This is a genomic window from Chlamydia trachomatis A/HAR-13, from assembly GCF_000012125.1.
Lineage (GTDB): Bacteria > Chlamydiota > Chlamydiia > Chlamydiales > Chlamydiaceae > Chlamydia > Chlamydia trachomatis.
The window spans coordinates 154,740-176,383 of sequence record NC_007429.1 but is presented as its reverse complement, the minus strand read 5'-3'; the positions used below and the strand labels follow the sequence as shown (position 1 = coordinate 176,383).

Here is a 21,644-nt window from a genome sequence, read left to right as displayed (position 1 = left end):
TATTCGCTCTTGTGATAGCCTGAGCGTGTAGATGTTTGGGTAAGGGGACGGAAGCGTCTAATCATTCCCGGATGGTAGTTAGGGGTGACCGTGTCTTTCAAGGGAACCTGAGGGGTTCCCGTCTCAAATGTCTACTGTCGCTGCATTAAGGTGCCATCGCGGAGAATCTCTTCTCGGTGGCACTTTTCAGCTAGTTCCCGATCATGAGTCACAATCAATACCCCACGATGCTTCTCTGCAAGAGCTAATAACAGTTCGTGAATTGTATCCGCAGTCCGATGGTCTAAATTTCCAGAAGGTTCGTCTGCTAATACAATCTCCGGATCGTTCATTAGAGCTCGCGCTATAGCTACCCTTTGTTTTTCTCCTCCAGAGAGGAGACTCCCTTTTTCATCGCGCCGATCCACCAGCCCTACGGATTCTAGTAACGCAAGAGCTCTTTCTCGAGCTTTAGATTTCTGCCCAGTATCCTTCCTTGCAATTTGTGCAGGCATCAAAACGTTGTTAATCACTGAATCATCTTCTAACAAATAAAAATTTTGGAAAATAAATCCTATCCTACAGTTTCGAAAAATAGGGAGTTCTTCACGACGGACCTGTTTACCAAAAAATAATATCTGCCCAGAACTCGGTTGGTCTAGAGTACCTAAAAGATGTAAGAGCGAACTTTTGCCACTACCAGAAGCTCCTGTAATAGCCACTACTTCCCCTGCGTGTAATTGAAAGGATACATCTCTTAATATGGGAATACAGACATCTTGTTGCTGGATCACTTTCGAAATATGTTTCGCCTCAACAAGAATAACCATAGTTCTACTCAGATTTTAAAATGTCAGAAACCTGCATGCGTGCAACATGCTGTGCTGGGATTGCTCCGGAAATAGCTGCTAAGACAAGCGCTCCTAATGACAAACAAATTACGGTTGGAAGGTGAAAATCTTGAGGGAGTTGTTCGCCAAAGAAGGATGAATTAAAAGCTTCTCTTCCTTGCAATTTGCTTAACCAATGCGTCAAAACCCCTAAATTTTTTAGGGTTAATGCAGCTAAAATCGACCCCAATAGAGCTCCAACTAGTCCTGAACAAGCTCCACATAATCCAAACACCAATTGCAGCCGAGAAGAAGAAACACCCATTGCTTTCAGGATGCCGATTTCCTTCTTCTTATTATTCACTAATAGGATAGACATAGTCACAATATTAGAGCAGGCAACAATCAATACAATAAAAGAAACGATTGAAAACAAAACTTGATCACTTTGAAGCTGATCTAAGATAGGCTTAAAAAACTCATAATCATATAAGGAAGAGATTTCCCAATAAGAAGAGACTTCCGATTCCTTGAATATCTTCTGAATAGACTGTTTCATGACAGGGATATCTTGAACACTAGGAAGAAATACCTGCCAGCCGTTATGCATACCAAGCCCTTCGGATTCCGAGCGGATGGATGCAGCCAATTCCTTATCAATAAAAATGGTCTTCCCTCCAAATGGAGACACACCAGGATTATAGAATCCGATTACTCGCAAAGGGAATCGGACCTCACCTTCTTTTTTTACAGAGAAGATAGACAAGGACGCTGTATCCCCAACTCGATACCCTTGGTCGCGATATACAACAGGCAAAATGACGGACATACCTCGGAATTTCTCTTGAAGGACAAGAAAATCCGCCAACCAGCCTTCAGAAGAAGCATTAAAACGATTCAACACTTCGGTCGAATAATCGGTTTCCTCAAAAGGAAGCACTCGCTGTTGGTAAAGGATGTCTGATGAATACGCGATATACTGAGATAAGGCTCGAGGTTCTCCTTTATGCCCCCGAAAAGCTCTATCCATGTGCACATGTCCTATTCCTTCTTCAAACTCAACAAAAGAGCCTTTCCGAGAAGAAAACAGGGAAAGCATTCTTTCATTGGCTGTACGAACAGGATCTATCATCTCACCGTTATCCGAAAACTCGGGATCCGGAAAAGCTTCTGGAAGTAAAAAATCTACATCCGGATCATAAGGATCCGTCTGTTCACAGAGAAGTTTCTCCCCTATAGTTTTATAAATATATTGCGAAGCTTCTGCGTGAGAGTCTATTTGATAGTAGTAAGACTCATAGTACTTATCTGAAGGTTCGATCCTAATAGAGGAATGTAAACTAGCGAGGTCTCCCACCCATCTTTGCTGCAATCCGTGGATCACGGACATGAAAACCACGGACAGCCAAACAACAAGAGCAACGATCCCCATAGAAAAAGCAGAAACTATGGAAGAGGAGAGTCTTTTTCTTTTTGGAATTAGATACTTAAAGGCTAATAATAATTCTAACTTCATGACACCCTTGGGAATCTTAGAAGCTAGATAAAAGCCTACTTAGCTTCTTTGAAGATAACGTGCTTACGCAGCTTTCTATCATACTTTTTAAGTTCTAGTCGACCGCTTGTTTTTCTTTTATTTTTAACAGTCCAATACATTTCAGAACTTTCGGTACTTTTCAATTTGATAATTTCGCGGTTTTTGCTGGCCATGAATGAACCTTTTCTCAAGAAAATGCTAAATCAGCCCCTATGCTATACCTATTTTCAAAAATAATCAAGATCTGCTCTCGCATTTATTCAAAGAGACCCTCATAACGTTTCACTTTCTGAACCAAGATCTTACCTAAATTCTAGCAATATCTTTTTTAATAAGACTATACATACTGGTCGCATACTTTAGACACGGTGAGAAAATGATTTTTTGATAAAAAAATCCTTCTTCTCTTACACCTAAAACGACAAATAATTATTTGATGCCAGGCAAAAAGAGTTGTTTTATCCAGTAATTTACCTTATTATGTTCTGCCATCGTTTCTTGTTTGAATCGAAATATGCAGAAATCAACGCTTCTTTTAGAAGCTTTTTGAAAAAATAAAGGGCTTTTCTAGATGAAAAAGTTTGCTACTTTCCTGTGTGTACTCTTATCTGGCAGTGGTTTTGCAGCTCCTGTTGAAGTGCCTGGGTTTCCCTCTATTCCTGCAACCTACATTACTATCAATGATGAGGAATTAGGTCTTCAAGAGCATTGCCGTGGTGTTAATGTTCTCAGCTGCGGATATAATTTAGTTGGTATGTTCCATACCCCAACCACTCCTATGCCTCTAGGAGGATATCCTACTGTAATCTTTTTCCATGGATTCCGCGGAAATTGTACAGGAAAGCATGGGGTCTATCGAGACTTAGCCCGCCTTCTTACGGCAAATGGAATCGCTGTAGCCAGATTCGATATGGCTGGCTGTGGAAATAGCGAAGGAATATGTGATCAAATCCCTGCACGAACCTACCTGCGCAACGGCGAAGATATCTTAGCCACCGTAGCTAAATACCCAGAAGTCAACCCTCACCGCATTGGTATTGCAGGAGTTTCCTTGGGTTGTCACACTACCATTCATCTCGCTAGCACCTATAGACCTAGAGACTATACGGTTCAAGCCATCTCCGTCTGGGCTCCTATTGCTGACGGAGTCATCCTTCTCAAAGAGATCTGTGCTACTATTGGCCTAACCATGACCCAGTTTTCGGATATGGGTGAAGTGGGTAAAGCATTTGGATTCAAACAACTTCCCCTCAAGCTGTGTCGAGATGATATCGATTTCTTCTTAGGTATTCAGGATCACATCCTCCTGCTATCCTTACCAAGAAGAATCCCCGTTCTCCACCAACAAGGACTAGAAGATCGCGTAGTTTCTACGGCTCACCAACGCCTATTTTTAGGGGCTGCTCCAGCGCAAATGCTGTCTAAGAGTTACCCTGAAACTCCTCATGAAATCGCTTCATCTCCTTATCGCCAAGAGGTTTTGCAGGAAATCTTAACGCATTTCCAATCAAATCTTTAATAGTTTGTTTTCGTAGAGAGGCTGGGTTCAGCCTCTCTTTTCTCTTCCATTAGCCACACCAGGTTTTATATCCTCGAGATTCCTTTTAAAAAGCTTCTCGAGTATACTTCTCCACTAGGCACAAACGTAGTTTCTATCCCTCCTTCAAGATAGAAGTTTTCTCTGAGAGAAAAGCACATTTTTGCTTGTGAGGATAACAATGATCGATGTTTTAATCATGGGAGCCAATCCCTCGGGACTGATCCTTGCTAGCATTTTGCAACAGCACAGAGCCCGTATTAAAGTAATAGACTCTCGAGATAGCATAACAGCCTCTCTTCCGCTCCCCCTGCACTCTCTGCCAGTAGTTTTGTCATCATCTTCTTTAGAACTTCTTGATAATATCAATCTATTGGGAGATTTACTTGATAAAGGGCGAAAAATTTTTGGGGTTCGCTATCACTGGAAACAACGTACTGTTCTTTTTAAGTTCAATCAATCATCAGCCTCTCGTTGCCCCTTTTCTTTATTAATTTCTTATAACGAATTGGTGACCCATTTACTCGAAGAGTTTGAAAGGTTAGGCGGTGTGGTGAATTGGGCTACGCGCCCAGTTACCCAAGTAGAGCAGAATCTATTTATTGAAAGCACAAAGAGCTCTTCACAAGTCTATGAAGGACGAGAGATCTTTACTCCTAAATGGATTATAGCTTGTGAAATGGACGCTGATCCCGATCTTAAAGATCTCCTCAAAACACAAATCAAAACAAAAAAAATCCATAAGGAAGCTCTTTTTGTAGATTGTGAGGAGGGGGAGCCTTTTGAAGAATCTCATATTCACTTGCTCCCTGTTACAAAAAGCTTTGTTAATTTTGTTTTTTATAACCCTTACAGAGGCTCTCGTCAGCTATACCTCGCAAATACCTCTGGCCCTCTTTCTTCTAAATTTAAAAATAAACTTCTGTATACCTATGGCCTTGCGCTAGCAGAGGATCCTCTCTCCATTTCCTCATCTCTTCTACAGTATCCTTTTTGTCATGACCGTTATATTTTCTTGGGGAGCATTGCTAATAATCTATCCTTTTCTTACCTGTCGGGAGTAAATTCCAATATCCATGACGCTTTTAATCTAGGGTGGAAGCTCCTGCCAGTAATTAAAAAAGCCGCTTCTTCCCAATTGATCCTTTCCAAAGAACTAAAAACGAGCCATATATTGCCTCATTTTAATGAGGTCCATCAGAAAAGAGCTACCAAGCTTCTTTTTTCAAACATGTATACTCCAGCCCTGATGTACTATTACCTTAAGGGGTGTAAGCAGCTCGATGCTGCGGAAGGAGAGCTATACTATCCCTCCCACCGCGCATCGAAATATGAAGCTAGTGATATTATTATGGTGTCTCCTAATGATAAAGAAATCCAAGGCCCTAGACCGGGATCACGAGCTTTAGACATACGGTTAGACACTGGGAATTATCTATTAGATTCCTTAAAAAATGCTAAACATCTACTTGTCTTTTTCAAAGAACGTCCCGATCTAGTCCACGCTCTTCTAGAAGAATATGGCGAATGGGTAGACGTGATTGTCACCGAGGATCCTAAAGTCCACAAGTTATACCACGCCAACCCAGAATCCTTGTTTATCATTCGTCCTGATCGTTATATTGGATATAGAACGCACACATTCAAGTTGCATGAGCTAATTTCTTATTTGCTTCGTATTTTTGCTGCAGAAAATGCTAATTAAACAAGTCTGTTCTACACATCTGTATCCTAACTAAAAAGGGGGCTTTAGCAGCCCCCCTTTTTTTATTCTTTCTTATCTGTCAGTCTTCTTTTCTGAGACTCCAGCTTCTCCATCTGACTTTTTAGTATCTGATACTGATTATGCCACACTTCCCCATTCTTCTCGAACTCAGCTTCCTTGGCTTTTACAATAGCATTTGTCTTCGCAAACTGCTCTTCTAACTTTTCAAGTTCTAACTTTTGATCCCTAATATGAAGAACTTTAGAAGACAAAGATCGTAAAATAGCACGCAAAACATCTAGAGGTATTTTATTCAAATCTTCTTCTAAGCTAGAAAATAGTATCTCTGTAGATTCAGCAAGATTCTCCTTAGATCCGGCTTTTTGGCAGAACTCGCGTATTTTTGTTTCTACTTTTTGACATTCTGCCGACTCCTGTCGCGTTTTCCGCACCCAATCTTCTAAATGCTCTAAAACATTTCTGCAACTCTCTTGGTAACAAGCGGTTACTCGAGCTTTAACTCGTTGATTATCTCGTATTTGATGTTGTAAACCAACGGTAGCATCTGAGCTCTTACCAAGAGGTAAGCCCAACTTCGGACGCAGACTGTCTCGCGCTTTAAGAAAACGTTCTAACACTCTGCAGACTTTCTCATAATCTTCAGGAGCAATTGCGGCTTGAGAAGCGCTTCTTTTCCAACGTTTGCGTAGAGACTTCAGCTCAGAGCTGGCCTCACTGATCATCTCATATCCAGATCCTAAAACAAACCGTAGAAGAGCCGATCGATCACTTCCATCGTAAGATGCAAACAGATCTTCACCGTATTGAAGAAGTTGCCGAGAGGTTCTAGGGCAAGATGCTTCGAAAACCTCTCTCTTTAGCCTTGAATGATAAAGGGTTTGCTCAGCATTACCTAAACACATATTTAGTTCTAGCAGAGCTTTTACTTTTTGTAGGCTCCCTTCTTCAGATAACTTTTTAAACTGCTGTTGCAGTTGACCGTTTATGCTATTATCCCGGTTCACATCTTGAGCTGTATGAGCTTTTAGAAGTTGATCATCTAAAGACAACAGCTCTCTCATTTTTGTAGAAATCTCTTCTTTAGAAGCGTGTTGAGTAGATGCTCCTTTTTTCATTGAGATGAGCTCTTTCAAACGATTGACTACTTGAGTATAATGAGCTTCTTGATGAGATAAATGGGACACATCTCGACGTTTTTGAACTAACCGCTCTTCCAGAAACTTAGCTTTACGCTGTTCGGCTAAAAATCGCATGCTCACAGACTCAAATTGCAAGCAAGCTGCATGATACTGGTCTTGCAACTCTTCTATGGCAGCCATATCTTGTGCTACCAAAACGTCATCCCTGCTTTCTTGTTCCGTTACACCTTGGACTCCTGTGACTTCAGAGTGTTGAGGCTGATATGACTCAGGAAGCTTCTTAAATTTCTTATTAAGAACCTTCGCATCCGCCCGCAATGCTTTAACAGCACTTTTTAAAGATTCTTGTTTTTGCTCTTCAGGAAGTTTCTGAACTCCTAATAAAGCTGATTCAGCTACCCGTAATTCTGCAACACCATCCAGCCCATAAACATCTCGAATCTTCTCTAGATGCTTGATATTTTGATCCCCCAAATCTGGATAAGGAAGTTTTCTTCCATCCGAAACTAACTGCTTCGCTAAAGAGGCAACCTCATATTTCCAGTTTCTTTTCTCCACCCAAATAGATAAAGCAGAAGGGATAGCTTCCAATACCAAAGCTAAAACGCAGAGCATAATAGGAAGCCATGTAAGCTGCACAGAGAAGAGCGCAATCGCTAGGCAGGAAAAAGCTACAGAGAGAACCGCCGCTACAACAGCTTTAGTGATCATCGCATTACGTAAAGATCCTCGTAAGCCTTTGATCAGCTGTGAAAATGCTTCTAATGTGCGATTCACTTTCGCTTTTACCCCATTATAGACACGCTGATGAGAAGCATACACCACCTTCTCTGCTATAGAAGAAGACTTAGGAGATCCTTTCTTCTGTTCTATAGAAGCAGCTGGAATGCTTAACCCCTCTAATCCATAGAGCAAACTCTCTAAAGAATCCTGTTGGAAAGAGGACAACTCTAGAGCAAGCTCATCAGTCAATCCAATCAGCTGTCGTATATCTTGGGACGCAATTTTCTTGCCTCTAGAACCTTCTAATATTGTCTTAAGCGCATTAATCTTCCTTACAAGACTAGAGAAGTACTCACATCCTTCAGAAAGCTGCTTCAACGTTTTCTTCTTCGTTGGAGAAGGCTGTTCGCCCTTTGTTAAAGCCTCTAACGAGGCTTCTTTTGCTTGAACTTTCTTACGTAATACTTCTGGATGAGAGAAGACTATATTAAGTAGAAGATGTTTACCGCTTACCCCTTCTTCATAAATAGGTTGAGCGATCTGTTCTAGCTGCTCTTGAATACCAGCTAGCTCTTCCATCAACCGCTTAAACTCTTCTCTTGCAGACTCTATCTCTGTAGGATTCATTTTTTGCTCAACATGAGTGAGATCTGCTTTCATAGCATCCTCACAATCTTTGAGCTCTGCAACAGCTTGCTCCAGAGAGCATGCTTCAGCAACGTTTTTCAGGGTATCTAGAAAAGCTTCTGTTCTCGATACAAAGTCCGTAGACACAATGTGATTCAGTTTTGTCTCTTCAAATAGCCCGTAACGTTCTCTCCAGTCTGCTAGGCTCGTTTGGATGCGCGTAAGATCAGAAACAAACTTATGTTTTTGCGCTAGAGTCTCTTCAGCAGAGGTATGCACTGCCGATGCTCCCCACTTAGGATCTCGGATAAATGCTTGCAACTTCTCTACAGCAGATTGCACCCCTAGGAAAGATTGTCTTGGATGTAAAGACATAGCCCGGCTAAGTTCACTACGTAAAGTTTTTCCTTCTCTAATAGCTTTATGTACACCATCAACTAATGGTGTCACTCCTCCTGCCGCACTTCCCATTTGTAAAATAGTAGTGATCAAGTCTCGGTAAATACTCTCTTCGACTTCTTTTATAGGAGTCGGCCCCGAAATTCCTAACTGGCTTTCTAAGAGTGTGACAACAAGATTAGCACACGAACTAATGCCTTCTTGCATTTTAGAAAGATCGCTTTCATTTAATGGTGCTTTCTTATTAAGAAGCTCTTGTAAATCTTGTCGTAAATATTTTTGTGTGACCTTACGCACCCGAATCTGTATAGAAGCGGAAACCCCATCTTCGATACAAACCTTATGCATAGCTTTTTCAATGTCTTGGTACAGTTTTCGTAGAGAGTCTTGATCAAGATTTTTGTTTTGGATTAGAGTATCAATCTTCTCTTTCCAATTTCTCATTTTGCCTAAAACGGAAACTAGCTGCACACGTTTGATAGCATTCTGCATCTTCGTATGATTTTCACTAGCAATATCTAAGATATTCTTACCTTTAAGAACAAAATCCTGAGCAGATGCGGAAAACCCAGCTCCACACCACGTAGCTAAGATGGGACTACCTAAAAAGCGCATTTGATATTGCTGTAAAGCTTCGTGAGAGTCTTTGCCGACTTGAGAACCCCACGCAAACAGACTGGATAAAGATTTTGCTAGATCCAACAAAGACTCTTTCCCTGCAGCGCCAGAGAAACCTACCCCCGCTGCTTGTAGAGCCTGTTGCGCTATCGGGTACAGATCTGTACTCGCCTTATCCCCTAAAACAACATCGTCCTTAACAGATTTTACCTGCTGAGCAACCCCTCTCCAAAAAGCGTCTTGGCTACTAGAGATTCCAAGAGCTGCATCCACCTGGTAGCGTTGATGAGCCAACCCGGCAAAATCATATCTCTTGTCCGCTTCTAGTGGATGATTAACCTCTCTTTTATCAAGATCTAACCCGTGTAATTTCTCTTCCGCTTTTCGAAAACGGATATCGAAGCGACTCAAAAGAGTCCCATCAATGGAATCTTTGTTGGAAAGTAGATAGCGATGATAGAGATGTAGAGCACGATATTCTTCTCGAATCTGCTGACATCTTTTCTGTAAGCATCCTTTGGCGATACTAAAAGCAATTCCTACACCGATACACGTTACAATAGGAATCCATAAAGGTACACCGAGCAACATACAAAGAGGAACAGCGAAGAGAATCGCGGCTCCAATAATTGTAAGAATCTTTAGAGCAATCTCATATATTCGAAGTTTTTTAAGCTCGCTGCCCTTAGCAGTCTCTATAGACTCCTCTACAACATCAATTAAATCTCGCCGAGTAGAAAAGTTTGAGGTCAAGCCTCTGGACTCTGGACTCAAAGGTTGAGGGTCCCCTTGTCCGGCCTGCGTACATTGCTGACTTGAAGCCCTTAAACGACCTTGTAAAGAAAGGTCGGAATGATTGAATGAGGGTGTAGACGGATTCGCCATACTTTCCTGAAAAACTATTTTTGAAGGAAGTATTATACCCTATTCTCACATATAAATCTCGGTTAACTTAGGCTGTCTCTTAGAAAAAAACTCGTTTTCAGGAGACCGATTTTGCGTCAAGAATTCTTAATAATTCGCTCTCGTTCCAAATACTTAAACCTAAATCTTGAGCTTTTTTCAATTTACCCCCAGCTTCGCTACCCGCTATGACGGCATATGTGCTCTTCGATACCGAAGAGCTCACTTTCCCCCCTAGGGAGCGGATACGCTCCTCTGCTTGCGTTCTCGTCATTTGTTGGAGAGTCCCCGTAAGAACAAACACTTTTCCTTGTAAAGGAGCCTCTTTATCGGATTGCTTAGAAAGAACCTGAACTCCTAGCTCTTGCATCCGACGAATTTCCTCTCTATTCTCATGTTTCGAGAAGAACGCGACGATCGATGCAGCTACCTTAGGACCAATCCCCTCTATAGACATCAGCTCATCTAAAGAAGCTTCGATTACTTTGTCCAGAGTTACGAAGTGGTCTGCCAGAGCTATGGCACCAGAGCTCCCCACAAAAGGAATAGAAAGAGCCGTTAAAAGCCGATCTAATGCCACCTTTTTGGCTCCGGCAATGCTTGCCAATAAATTCTGTATAGAACGATCTTTAAACCCAGGGACCTGTTTCAAATCTTCTTCTGTAAGAGCAAATATATCCGAACAAGAACTAATGAGACCTACTTCGAATAATTTAGTTACGACCTTCTCTCCCAAATGATCTATGTTTAAAGCGCTCTTACTTGCAAAGAAACAGATCTTTTCTAGCATCCCCCCTGAACAAAGTGGATTGATACAACGCACCGACACCTTCTCTTTAACAACAGGTTCATGACATACAGGACACAGGCTTGGCATTTTCCAAGGCTCGCTCTCTAATGAACGCTTAGCCAAATTAATCCCAACAATTTTGGGAATAACCTCTCCTCCTTTTTCGACATACACCGAATCTCCGATGCGAATATCTTTTTTTTCAATCTCATCCTGGTTGTATAAGGATGCTCTGGACACGCGGCTCCCAGATAAAAAAACAGGAGCTAACTCGGCAACCGGAGTAAGAATACCCGTTTTCCCTACTTGAACGACAATATCCTCCAAAATCGTTTCTGCTCTTTCCGGAGCATATTTATAAGCTATCGCCCAACGATAATGTTTGCTCGTCAAACCTAGCCGATCCTGGTGTGCAATATTGTCTACTTTAATGACGACTCCATCGATAGCCATCGGGAGCGCTGCGCGCATCTCCTCTATCTCTCGAATACGTTCTACCACCTCTTGTCTCGAACGGCATTGTTTCGGCATCCCTGCAACGAAAAATCCCCATTGAGAGCATAACTGAAGATTTTCAAAGTGTGAGCGTTTTTTTTGATCTGTGATCAACCCATAAACAGACAAGTCTAATTTACGCTTAGCAGCTTCCTTAGAAGATAAAAGCTTAAGAGTTCCTCCAGCTGCATTACGAGGATTAGCAAATTCCAGTTTCCCTTGTTCCCGTTGACAAGCATTGAGCTCTTCAAACGCTTCATATGAAAGAAACACTTCTCCTCGCACTTCTAGATCCTCGGGAGCCTCTTGAGGGAGTCTCATAGGTAAAGAGCGTATAGTACTGACATTAGCTGTAATATCTTCTCCTTTTACCCCATTCCCCCGACTCAAAGCTTGAGCAAACAATCGCTTCTCGTACCGAATGGCGACAGCAATTCCATCAATTTTGAGTTCTAAAGAATATCCAGGAGAGTACCCCAATAATTTTTCTGTACGGGAAAAAAATTCCTCTAGCTCTTGCAATGAGTATACATTCGCTATAGACAACATGGGACTAGAATGAGGAACCACAGGAAACTGTCCTGAAGGACGATCCCCCAAATACATGGTAGGAGACCATGAAACCTTCCATTCCGGATGCTGAACTTCTATTTCTTGAAGCTCTCGCATTTTCACATCATAGCTGTAATCAGAAATCGTCGGTTGATTGAGCACATAATAGCATCGGTCATGTTCCACTAATTCTGTGCATAAAGCAATATAATCATCTCGAGATACAGCACCCATACTCAGTCCTTTATTTTACATCTTTCGCACAACGAAACCCGTAGGTACTGTTAATAGCCCCAGGATTATTTCGATGGCGATGTGCACAACGTAGATCATCTTTTAGACTTTTCCAACATCCTCCTCGCAACACACGGTAGACCCCTTGAGGAGGCCCTAAAGGAGCATCTGGCTCTAAAGCAGAACTCTCATAAAAATCATAACTATACCAGTCTTGGCACCATTCATACACATTGCCAGCCATATCATAAAGACCCAGTATACTAGAAGGATAGCTCATAACTGGAGTAGTATCCGAACTAAAGAAATTTGCTTTGCTTTTATCTATTTCTTCCCCGGTAGGGTACCGCAACCCTAGCTTTCCTCCTGAGGCTGCTACCTCCCATTCAGCTTCTGAAGGCAACCGCTTACCTATCCAACAAGCATAAGAAGAAGCTCCATACCAAGTTACTCCTACAACAGGATGCTTAGCATACCCTGGCTCAATGATCAGTCGGCCTGATCGACGTTGAATTCTCGAATCTTTCAAACGAATGAGCTCATTGTAGTGTTCGTCTTGCTCACTTCCTACGCATTCTAAAAACCGGACAAACTGCTCATTGGTAACAGGATGAATGTCCAAGAAAAACCCTGGTAAAGTAATATTGTGTACAGGCAACTCATCTCGTTGACCATCCCCACTTCCTCGAGAGAACTCCCCTCCCTCAATGAAGATCATTTCCGTCAATAATGGTTGCGGCTTAATCTCTTCTCTTTCCACTTCTACATAGCGACTCACTACAGGCTCCCTTGCTAACAGGGATTGAAGAGGGTTCACATATCCCTCGCTACTCTCAAGCTCTTCCTCTGAATCTACAGTGGTAACCATCGCCTCATCGATCGACTTGGCCTCTACTAATACAAAAGCATGCTGCTCTTCCTTAACTTCACACAGCCTTTCTCCTTCCCGAATAAGAGCGGAAGGGGGTCCCAACTCTGTAGGAGTGTCTTCTATTTCCATTTCACGTAGAGGCTCGCGACAGCTGTCAAGCGTAACCTGCAGCTGTTCTCCTGACGTCTTTCTCCTTAAAGCCTCTCGTAAACATTTAGGGCGAGCTTCCCGTTGTTGTTGTAAACAACTTAAGATAAACCCATCCCAATCATACCAGCTATCAGGCATGCAAAGCGAAGGCTTAGGGAAAGATCCCCAAGGAAAAGATCCTACTAATAAATAATAAGCTAATACACCAACGGAGTAAACATCGGCCTCTCGACCAAAGACCTCTTGTTCTTCAGGAGCCTCAAACATCAACAAGTCACGAATACGTGTAATACTCTCTCGCGCTGATCCAGACTGCATGATAGTGGAAAACATGCGTTCTCTGAGCAAAGAAGCAAAGCCGACTTCTGGAAGATAGATATTAGCTATCCCATTAAAGAAAGAAACGTGTACCGAATGTAAATGAATCTGACCATGGGCTAACCCAATACTATGCACAAGCTCTAGTGCATCGCACAGTTGCTGAATCAAATGCACTACTTCTTCTTCAGACAGTTTCCTTCCAGACAAATACTGCGCAAGAGAAATAGTCCCTCCATTTTCTTCAGTAACAACAAAATACCGATCCCCTTCTCGCGACACATTTTCGATAGCCACCAAGCTTGCATGACGAATGGCAGCCAATTGAACAATCACTTCCTGAAAAACTCGCATAAAATTTTCTGAAGAGGAAAGTTCCGAAGGCAGTATCTTGAGAATATAACGCTTTTTAATGAATCGATGTTCCGCAAGCACATCTCGGCTCCACAATCCATGTCCGAGTTCTGCGATTACTTTGTAGTCTCCCCAATATTCAACTGCGGCTCGCTCTTCCATCTCCTCGGGACCTCTAACCTTATTGCGAAGTTTCTTTACTTGAACCTATTAAGCGACTTGCTCTTCCCAGTACTATACTTGTAGCTTTCCGATCCGTCTACAACAAAAGATCTCTTATTTTGTTTTGATAAAAAGGAACCGCTTAACTAAAGCAAGCTAAGCGGTGTAAATAGAAAAGGGCTCCGTTAAGGAACAACAGGTAGCCGAACCACACTCCAAGAGAGAGAAGAAACACGAAAGTTTCGCTCTCCCACAATCAATTGGAAAAATCCTGAAGAAGTTGCATAGTATGTTGCTGCGCACCAAAACATAGGTACTGTTGTATACCATGTGGACCCTAAACATACGGCTATTCCTAATAAGCGTCGCACCGTCTTCCCAGCAGAATCTGTAGTGTTTACATAGAGCATCACACGTCCCCCTACTCCATTATCTAGCCAGTCTCCATTTTTTCTCATAAAGACGGAGAGACGGAACAAAACGGGAGCCGCAGGAGATGCCTTAAAATACAATTTACCTCTATTCGCAGAGCTAAAAGTCACAGCCTTATCTTCTAAATCCGCTCTCTGCTCAGTATAGGCATCCCAAAGCACTTCTGCTCCCCAGCCTCTAGTATCTCCAGATCCTACGTGGCCTCCGGATAGCGCTGAACGCATACTTATTTTAGGCTCTCCATTCTTATAGAGCCCATAAGGAACGTATTGCTTCCCTTGACGAGAGTTAATATTTGTAAATGAAACTTCTGCACCCCCATTACTATAGTTCACTGTATTGTCCGCTAGGTTCACACGACCACCAAAAGAGATATCCGATTTCGGATTAGTCACGATCAATTTTCCTTGAGCAATAAGATCTTGTGTACACTCAAGTTTGGCTGTACTACTGGTTAAATCCTGTGTTACATTCACGTAATTGGCTGTTGCTGTTTCTGTAATCGTAACCGCATTACTCTTATTTTCCTCTGCTAAATCCGTAGTCGCTACATTCAAACGCACAAATGTCGGGAAAGAAACATCAATAGTATTATTATCTGGTGTTGTCATTAATCTGCCTCCTTATAAGAAGAACCAAAAGGAAACCAAATCACGTTAATCATTGAGTACGCAATATTGACATGAATTTTTGTGAAAACTTGTATAAAAGGATGCTCATTCCCAATAGAAGGAATAGAAAAGATAGAATACAGGGAGGTATTCGTTGTATTCCCTGGATTAAATCCTCTTGTATCTCCAGTACAAAGATTAGTGTACTCATAGGCTGAGGTGTATAATCTTAAGAAGATCGTTGGATCATCATTACCTGAGTGGTATCCCCCACTTCGAAATATTTGAAAGGCTACTTGATAGATGCCTGGACTTTTCAGATATAATTTTTTTTGATCATTATCTTTCCAATAGAACCGATTCCGATACATAGGTGTGTAAGACTCCGAGTCTTCACTATTATGCAGACGTAAATCGATAAACCTGTTCCCATTAACTAGTGCACCATTACGGTGGGTCGCGCAGTTATAAGCTTGTGTAGATCTATCTCGATAATAATCAAAAGTAATCGCATCTCTCGCGGAGAGAGGATCGCTTAAATTAGTGAACTGAGGAACTTGTCCTTGATTACACTTAATATTAAAATCTCCTTCTAGAACGGTTTCACCAAGAACCGTCCTACCTCCTTTAACATCTCCTCCTACTGACAGATCAAGATCTGTATGTATTGTAGGCCCCGTAACCTTTAAATCCCGACTGGTTAATGTGTCATCTATAGTCGCATCTCCCTCTACCTTTAAGGTGGCATTGCGCATCCATAAGTTTTGATCTTTAACCCCCGTTCCTTCTTCTGTACTTATCCCAGGAATAGGAGCTCCCCCTGTAAATACTGGTTTCTTCATGTTATCCTCCTATCTCTGGGTATACGAGCACTCCAAAATATAAAGTGGACAAGGCGGACTTGTCCACATAGTCTCCGCCCTTGTAACGCACCTCTAAAAGTGTCTTCATAAGTTCTGTATCTGAAGAAGAAAAAGGTCCGTCAGGATTTGTGCTCTCTTTTCTGATATGAATTGCTGTTCCTACAGCAGTAGAAGCATAGTATCCTCCTCTACTAAATGTAGAGCTCTCACTGTATTCCTTTCCTAAAGGGACCGCTAAACAGTAATCTCCTCCATATCCATTATTCCACCCCCATCGCTTCCCAACTCCTACGTTGATAATGTACACACCTTTCGCAAGCATTTGCAGGCCTGTAGTCCCTGAGAGATTTATTTTCACCTGATTCTTAGTTTTATCTTCTTCAAACGATACAAAACGAATGAACTCATCAATACGAGACGATTGATACACCAAGCGCGAAGGCCCGATTAGAGGAAGCTTCTGCCCCCGTTTCCATTCGATTCTTGCTCCATCTTGCAATGAGCAGAAATAGTATTCAGGAGTACGAATATAGTTAGCAGGAACTGGTTGGGAGTCTTTCTCCGGGCGTTTGACATTACTAAGTCGATTACCGTTGAGATTGATTGAAATTTTGCCTTGAGTTGTCAGATCATATCCTGCGGCACCGGTAAAACCGTTAACAATGATGTCGTTCTCATTCACATCAACATTTCTTTTCACAGAAAAGGATTCTTTTGCGGAAATACTCTTTACCGTAACGTCCCCTTCCGTAGTCAGATTTGAAGCTAAAAGATCTCCATGAATAGTTGTATTAAAGTCGAACCAACAATCATTAATAATTTTGTCAGAATCACTCATTTAATTGTTTCCAAGTTTTTATTTTGAATAAAAAGCAAACTATTAATTAGAAGTCAAAACTAATTCTTTTTTTAAATAAAACTTGGATGAAAACGAGCATAAAAAAAGCCTGGGAGCACCCAAGCTTCGCAAATAATCGATTTCTGATAGGATTTTTATGAGGTCCTGGGGGTGGCTGGATTTGAACCAACGTATCCGTAAGGAGTCGGATTTACAGTCCGATGCAATTGACCGCTATGCGACACCCCCAAAAAAGATGCTGGAGAAAGGAATTGAACCCTCAACCGTTCGATTACAAATCGAATGCTCTGCCAATTGAGCTACTCCAGCATAAGAACCGGCATTATGACAAAAAGAAAACTTTAGCCGCAACAAAAAAGTTAAGAATTTTCAGATTCTTATGAATCTTCCTCTTTCTGCACACGGTAGTCTTCTTCTGTAGGAAGAAACTGTTCATAATCTAGTGAAGACTGTATATCTTCTCCCGATACTTCTGTATCCATCACTTGAAATTCGTGCTGGCTTAGTTTCTCTGAAATGATGCGCTCTTCTTTTGCCTTAGCCTTGCGAATCGCGCGTTTCCCTATAGGTTCCTTATTTTTAGTAATAAGAAACCGACTCATCCCCTCTTTTTGTTCTGAGGTATAAGAATCCGCTGATTGGCGAAACAGTTTTGTGAAACCTTCCGTGGAAGCGCCTGCGGCAGGCGAAGCTGTTATAGAAAACTTAAACTTCCCTTCAGGAGTATGGCGAGCAGTTAGAGCTTGTGATTTCAAACAACACTGCTTATACTTCTTCCCAGACCCACAAGGACAAGGATCGTTTCTATTAGGCTTTTTCAACATCAATTCTTTCCTGTCTCTTCTCATTCGTAAAATTAATTACAAAGAACCTTCTTTGCAACCCCAGTTTTTACAAGGAGCTCACCGTTTCCTAGTAGCAAGAGGAACGAGAGCAGAGGGATACTAGCAGGTTCGTGTTAATTCGTAAAATTAAATAAAGCTTTCTTTGTGAAAACCTAAAATCGATTAAAAGTGTGCTTCTTCTTTATTCAAGCGATTATAAAAAACCTTGGCTAGAGCCACACAAGGAGAAGCTAACAAAAGAGCCGTCCCTTTGGATAACAAAGAAAACATCATGACATCTGGTAAGTTAGCAACGAGTCCATACAAACCTAGAAAAGAAAAAATTACGGTGTCTATGCTTTGAGAAAGCGCAACGGAGCATGCGGAACGCAATCCAAAGACCCGTCCTTGCGAATGTTTTTTCAGCCAACCAAACACCTTAAAATCAACAAACTGCACAATCATCGTTGTGATCACTGATGCTGAAATAATCCGAAGAGAAGGGGCGAATAGAGCTTCATAGTGCAGTTGGCTGATATCTCCTGGAGAAGGCTTAAGATGGAGATGGAGTTGTGTCAGGATTAGAAAAGAAAGCGTGCTGCACCAAGAAACAAAAATCACTTTTCTTGTAGACTCCTTCCCCCAGAATTCTCTCGAACAATTCAAGCAAGAAAACAGCCCTATCACGTAAACATCCGCTGCAGTTACTTCGAATCCGAATAACACGATTTGCTTTGATACAAAAATGTTCATGATAATGGAAAGCAATGAGGCCCATGCCGCTAACATAATTAGATTACGCGCAGCAAAAAAAGCTCCGAACCCAATAACTACAAGGATTTGCAATACAAATAATGTCTCGTTTAACATAAATGAAACTCACTTTGAAAATACGAGAAAAGCATTCTTTTCAGCGAAAAATACTGTGTATTTTTCTCCGACAGTTATTATACTTCCCGCTCTCTGGGGAAGTATTATACGTTTCTAGAATAGAACCGGCAACAAACAAAAACTTCTGATTTTACAGAAATACTCAAAAATATTTTATGTATGTTCGCTCTATCTTTTTTAGTATTATCGCCTTCCTAACGGTCGGATGCTCCTTTTCTCCTCCAGAATCGGGCTTAATCATAGCCATTCACGATGATCCTCGCTCTCTTTCTCCAGAAAAAGGAGAAAATGCTTTCCATTTTTCTTTGTCCAAGGCTTTATTTGCTACTCTCTTCAGAGAAGAGCTCTCTGGATTAACCCCTGCTCTGGTCTCCTCCTATCAAATTTCGGAAGACGGGCGGTTTTATCGTTTTTGTATTCGTAAAGATGCTAAGTGGAGTGACGGCTCTCTTTTACTTGCAGAAGATGTAATAGCTGCTTGGGAACACACTAAACAAGCTGGGCGATATTCCCTACTTTTTGAAAAGCTATCTTTTCGAGCCTCTTCTTCTTCAGAAATCCTTATTGAACTCAAAGAACCCGAGCCTCAACTATTGGCGATATTAGCCTCTCCGTTTTTTGCTGTGTATCGTCCAGAAAATCCTTTTCTTTCTTCTGGACCTTTTATGCCAAAAACCTATGTGCAAGGGCAAACGCTCGTTCTACAAAAAAACCCTTATTACTATGACCATGCGCATGTGGAATTACATTCCATAGACTTTCGCATCATTCCCAACATTTACACAGCTCTACACCTCTTAAGAAGAGGTGACGTGGATTGGGTGGGGCAGCCTTGGCACCAAGGGATTCCTTTTGAGCTTCGGACTACCTCTGCTCTCTACACCCATTACCCTGTAGATGGCACATTCTGGCTTATTCTTAATCCCAAAGATCCTGTACTTTCCTCTCTATCTAATCGTCAGCGATTGATTGCTGCCATCCAAAAGGAAAAACTGGTGAAGCAAGCTTTAGGAACACAATATCGAGTAGCTGAAAGCTCTCCATCTCCAGAGGGAATCATAGCTCATCAAGAAGCTTCTACTCCTTTTCCTGGGAAAATTACTTTGATATATCCCAATAATATTACGCGCTGTCAGCGTTTGGCCGAGGTATTGCAAGAACAATGCCGAGACGCAGGTATCCAGCTGACTCTTGAAGGACTCGAATACCATGTATTTGTTCAAAAACGAGCCACTCAAGATTTCTCTGTCTCCACAGCAACTTCTATAGCTTTCCATCCCCTTGCTAAATCTAAGTTCGATCAAACGGCTCTAGACAATTTCACTTGTCTGCCCTTGTACCACATAGAATATGATTATATTTTGAGCAGACCGCTAGATCAAATTGTTCACTATCCTTCAGGTAGTGTTGATTTGACCTATGCACACTTTCACTAGAACGCAATGTGATTGACAACTTTCTTTTGTGCCGAAACTACCCGATTCAAAAATCGCTGAGCTCTTTCCTCTAGCAGAGATTGCGCCTTGTCTATAGGAATAGCCTCCTTAATCAAAGCGTGTAGTTTAGGGTGATCTTTTGCTGTGGAAAAATTAGGGAAAAACTTTTCTTCCTCAGTATAAAAAAAGTCTGTTCCTAATACTAAACTATCTAAAATCCCTAACTCTTGGGCATGAGCGATATGCTTTTTAATATCTTCCAAAGATGCTCCTACAAAATAGTTCACTCCATTCAGCCCAATCACCCCATCCCTTGCAAAAATCTCTTTAGCATGCACATCTAATAAGTTCCGCTCGATATCCTGAACCGCGCGAAAATTGGAGTGACTAGCCAATACGAACATGTCCGGCATTTTATCCGCAGTAAAATCTAAAATATCATCCGCTAAAGGATCTGAGCAGTGACTAAGATCCACTGGAATAGCTAGAGCATGCAACAATTCCAAAAGATTTTTCCCATCTCTGGACAAACGTTTAGGCTCTAAAATCCCACCACCAAAACGATTTGCAAAATTCCAAACAAGCCCTATATAGGCTAAGGGGCCCTGTTCATGTAACAACAAAAGCTTGCGAAATAGTTCTTGTAAAGGCTGAGCATCAGAGCCAAGACCTGAAGCATTTTCAATACTACGAACTACCTGCAAAGAGCGTTCTACTTGTGGTTCGTAAGATAGTGGAGTCAGTCGCTCATCTTGCTCTATTAAAGAAAAGAACAATTGGTTTTGTTCATCTAATGTGGTGCATTCTTGTGATTCTGTGAATAAGGCGCAGGCCTGCAATCCCACTCCACCCTCTATTAATTGATCAGGAGAGCTTCGTACCGCTGGGTCTGAAGAGGAAAAGTTTTTATGAGATAGCATATCACAATGCATATCCACTATCATAACTCACTCCTAGAAAACGTGAAAGAATTGGATATTCTGTATTGCACAAATCGTAAACGAAAATGATTTCTTGTGTAGGAGAGCGTAAAGCCTGCCTTAGAACAGAATAAAAAGTATGAGGATGAGGCTGATAGCAAATAACACCCTTAAAATGAGGTCTAGACAAAAGAAAACTACATAAATCTGCGGGGGTTTTTACAACATGGATACCTATTTTTTCTCTAAACCCTAGTTCCTTAGACAGATTAGCACATGGAGCCCCCAATACAGTTTCTATTTCTGCAATAGAAATAGCACTCTCACGATAAACAATTCGCTCCTCAGGATCGATTACTGTAGACTCCAACCCTATAGAACATTCTCCTGAAATCATTACGATATCTTCTTCCGGGAAATCTTGTTTTACCTCATCAGCAGAAACTGCAGAAGGAAAGCCGGATAGATTCGCTGAAGTAGCAAGAAACGGCCCTACTTTTTGAATGATCTGCTGCACTATAGGATGATTAACAATCCTGAATCCCAGTGTTTTCTGAGGAAATCTCGGATTATTATGTTTTGTAATCAAGGTAAGAGGCCCAGGAAGAAACTTTTGAATTATCTTTCTCGAAGATGCTCCTAAAGACTGTTGGGCAACAGCCTCTAATTCTTCTAAAGATGAGACATAGACGGACAGAGCTTTTTGGGAAGATCTGTGCTTAAGAGCAAATAATCGCTGATCAGCATCAAGGATATGAAAAGACACTCCCAAACCATATACTGTATCTGTAGGGAAGGCAAAAACTTGCCCCGCCTTAATGCTCTCCTCAATCTGTTGCGAAAACACCTAAAACTCCTGTCCGC

At 41.6% G+C, this 21,644-nt stretch carries 16 protein-coding genes and 2 tRNA genes; 3 read left to right on the top strand and 15 right to left on the bottom strand.

Features of this window, described 5'->3' with window-relative positions; all coding sequences use genetic code 11:
- Positions 1–131 precede the first annotated feature (131 nt).
- The 3 genes from CTA_RS00795 to rpmG are packed head-to-tail and all read right to left on the bottom strand — an operon-like array spanning position 132 to position 2,519.
- Positions 132–809 carry an ABC transporter ATP-binding protein gene (locus tag CTA_RS00795; protein ID WP_011324599.1) on the bottom strand — a complete coding sequence of 226 codons (678 nt, stop codon included), beginning with the start codon at positions 807–809 and terminating at the stop codon, positions 132–134.
- 4 nt (positions 810–813) lie between these two features.
- Complete coding sequence (locus tag CTA_RS00790) at positions 814–2,325, bottom strand: ABC transporter permease (protein WP_011324598.1); 1,512 nt, start codon at positions 2,323–2,325, stop codon at positions 814–816.
- 35 nt (positions 2,326–2,360) lie between these two features.
- Positions 2,361–2,519: a 50S ribosomal protein L33 gene (gene rpmG, locus CTA_RS00785; protein ID WP_009871496.1), complete on the bottom strand. Its 159-nt coding sequence runs from the start codon at positions 2,517–2,519 to the stop codon at positions 2,361–2,363.
- Positions 2,520–2,917: 398 nt separating this feature from the next.
- Between rpmG and CTA_RS00780 the strand changes: the two genes are divergently transcribed.
- Positions 2,918–3,865 (top strand): alpha/beta hydrolase, encoded by a 948-nt coding sequence (locus CTA_RS00780; RefSeq protein ID WP_011324597.1) that lies wholly within the window; start codon positions 2,918–2,920, stop codon positions 3,863–3,865.
- A 199-nt stretch (positions 3,866–4,064) separates the two neighbouring features.
- Positions 4,065–5,588, top strand: a complete 1,524-nt coding sequence (locus tag CTA_RS00775) for an FAD-dependent monooxygenase (protein WP_011324596.1) — start codon at positions 4,065–4,067, stop codon at positions 5,586–5,588.
- A 62-nt stretch (positions 5,589–5,650) separates the two neighbouring features.
- Here CTA_RS00775 and CTA_RS00770 read toward each other — a convergent pair whose 3' ends face one another.
- The 10 genes from CTA_RS00770 to CTA_RS00725 all read right to left on the bottom strand — a co-directional run bounded on the left by CTA_RS00770 (position 5,651) and on the right by CTA_RS00725 (position 18,403).
- Positions 5,651–10,000, bottom strand: coding sequence for an inclusion membrane protein IncS (locus CTA_RS00770; RefSeq protein WP_011324595.1), 4,350 nt, complete (start codon positions 9,998–10,000; stop codon positions 5,651–5,653).
- A 97-nt stretch (positions 10,001–10,097) separates the two neighbouring features.
- Positions 10,098–12,089 carry an NAD-dependent DNA ligase LigA gene (gene ligA / locus CTA_RS00765; protein WP_011324594.1) on the bottom strand — a complete coding sequence of 664 codons (1,992 nt, stop codon included), beginning with the start codon at positions 12,087–12,089 and terminating at the stop codon, positions 10,098–10,100.
- 10 nt (positions 12,090–12,099) lie between these two features.
- On the bottom strand, positions 12,100–13,944 hold the full coding sequence (locus tag CTA_RS00760) for an SUMF1/EgtB/PvdO family nonheme iron enzyme (protein WP_009872410.1): 1,845 nt from the start codon (positions 13,942–13,944) through the stop codon (positions 12,100–12,102).
- A 185-nt stretch (positions 13,945–14,129) separates the two neighbouring features.
- The gene (locus tag CTA_RS00755) at positions 14,130–14,987 is read right to left on the bottom strand and encodes a hypothetical protein (RefSeq protein WP_011324593.1); all 858 of its coding nucleotides are present in this window, start codon (positions 14,985–14,987) and stop codon (positions 14,130–14,132) included.
- Positions 14,987–15,829, bottom strand: a complete 843-nt coding sequence (locus CTA_RS00750) for a hypothetical protein (RefSeq protein WP_009871489.1) — start codon at positions 15,827–15,829, stop codon at positions 14,987–14,989. Before CTA_RS00750 ends, CTA_RS00755 begins: the two co-directional genes overlap by 1 nt.
- A gap of 1 nt (position 15,830) precedes the next feature.
- Positions 15,831–16,688 (bottom strand): hypothetical protein, encoded by an 858-nt coding sequence (locus CTA_RS00745; RefSeq protein WP_011324592.1) that lies wholly within the window; start codon positions 16,686–16,688, stop codon positions 15,831–15,833.
- Positions 16,689–16,854: 166 nt separating this feature from the next.
- Positions 16,855–16,937, bottom strand: a tRNA-Tyr gene (locus tag CTA_RS00740).
- Between the two features lie 8 nt (positions 16,938–16,945).
- Positions 16,946–17,018 (bottom strand) — tRNA-Thr (locus tag CTA_RS00735).
- A 68-nt stretch (positions 17,019–17,086) separates the two neighbouring features.
- Positions 17,087–17,533, bottom strand: coding sequence for a YecA family protein (locus tag CTA_RS00730; RefSeq protein ID WP_011324591.1), 447 nt, complete (start codon positions 17,531–17,533; stop codon positions 17,087–17,089).
- 183 nt (positions 17,534–17,716) lie between these two features.
- On the bottom strand, positions 17,717–18,403 hold the full coding sequence (locus CTA_RS00725) for a queuosine precursor transporter (RefSeq protein WP_011324590.1): 687 nt from the start codon (positions 18,401–18,403) through the stop codon (positions 17,717–17,719).
- Between the two features lie 176 nt (positions 18,404–18,579).
- On the opposite strand from CTA_RS00725, the gene CTA_RS00720 reads away from it, so the two are divergent.
- Positions 18,580–19,860, top strand: a complete 1,281-nt coding sequence (locus tag CTA_RS00720; RefSeq protein ID WP_009872405.1) for an ABC transporter substrate-binding protein — start codon at positions 18,580–18,582, stop codon at positions 19,858–19,860.
- Here the strand turns inward: CTA_RS00720 and CTA_RS00715 are convergent.
- Together CTA_RS00715 and CTA_RS00710 are read right to left on the bottom strand one after the other, a co-directional pair.
- On the bottom strand, positions 19,857–20,804 hold the full coding sequence (locus CTA_RS00715; protein WP_011324589.1) for a dipeptidase: 948 nt from the start codon (positions 20,802–20,804) through the stop codon (positions 19,857–19,859). The genes CTA_RS00720 and CTA_RS00715 overlap by 4 nt on opposite strands.
- Positions 20,782–21,627 carry an L-threonylcarbamoyladenylate synthase gene (locus CTA_RS00710; protein ID WP_011324588.1) on the bottom strand — a complete coding sequence of 282 codons (846 nt, stop codon included), beginning with the start codon at positions 21,625–21,627 and terminating at the stop codon, positions 20,782–20,784. The genes CTA_RS00715 and CTA_RS00710 overlap by 23 nt, the downstream gene beginning before the upstream one ends.
- Between the last annotated feature and the right edge of the window lie 17 nt (positions 21,628–21,644).

Coding starts and splice junctions, on each gene's coding strand:
- CTA_RS00795 (WP_011324599.1), bottom strand. CDS start 809: ATGGTTATTCTTGTTGAGGCGAAACATATTTCGAAAGTGATCCAGCAA.
- CTA_RS00790 (WP_011324598.1), bottom strand. CDS start 2,325: ATGAAGTTAGAATTATTATTAGCCTTTAAGTATCTAATTCCAAAAAGA.
- rpmG (WP_009871496.1), bottom strand. CDS start 2,519: ATGGCCAGCAAAAACCGCGAAATTATCAAATTGAAAAGTACCGAAAGT.
- CTA_RS00780 (WP_011324597.1), top strand. CDS start 2,918: ATGAAAAAGTTTGCTACTTTCCTGTGTGTACTCTTATCTGGCAGTGGT.
- CTA_RS00775 (WP_011324596.1), top strand. CDS start 4,065: ATGATCGATGTTTTAATCATGGGAGCCAATCCCTCGGGACTGATCCTT.
- CTA_RS00770 (WP_011324595.1), bottom strand. CDS start 10,000: ATGGCGAATCCGTCTACACCCTCATTCAATCATTCCGACCTTTCTTTA.
- ligA (WP_011324594.1), bottom strand. CDS start 12,089: ATGGGTGCTGTATCTCGAGATGATTATATTGCTTTATGCACAGAATTA.
- CTA_RS00760 (WP_009872410.1), bottom strand. CDS start 13,944: ATGGAAGAGCGAGCCGCAGTTGAATATTGGGGAGACTACAAAGTAATC.
- CTA_RS00755 (WP_011324593.1), bottom strand. CDS start 14,987: ATGACAACACCAGATAATAATACTATTGATGTTTCTTTCCCGACATTT.
- CTA_RS00750 (WP_009871489.1), bottom strand. CDS start 15,829: ATGAAGAAACCAGTATTTACAGGGGGAGCTCCTATTCCTGGGATAAGT.
- CTA_RS00745 (WP_011324592.1), bottom strand. CDS start 16,688: ATGAGTGATTCTGACAAAATTATTAATGATTGTTGGTTCGACTTTAAT.
- CTA_RS00730 (WP_011324591.1), bottom strand. CDS start 17,533: ATGTTGAAAAAGCCTAATAGAAACGATCCTTGTCCTTGTGGGTCTGGG.
- CTA_RS00725 (WP_011324590.1), bottom strand. CDS start 18,403: ATGTTAAACGAGACATTATTTGTATTGCAAATCCTTGTAGTTATTGGG.
- CTA_RS00720 (WP_009872405.1), top strand. CDS start 18,580: ATGTATGTTCGCTCTATCTTTTTTAGTATTATCGCCTTCCTAACGGTC.
- CTA_RS00715 (WP_011324589.1), bottom strand. CDS start 20,804: ATGATAGTGGATATGCATTGTGATATGCTATCTCATAAAAACTTTTCC.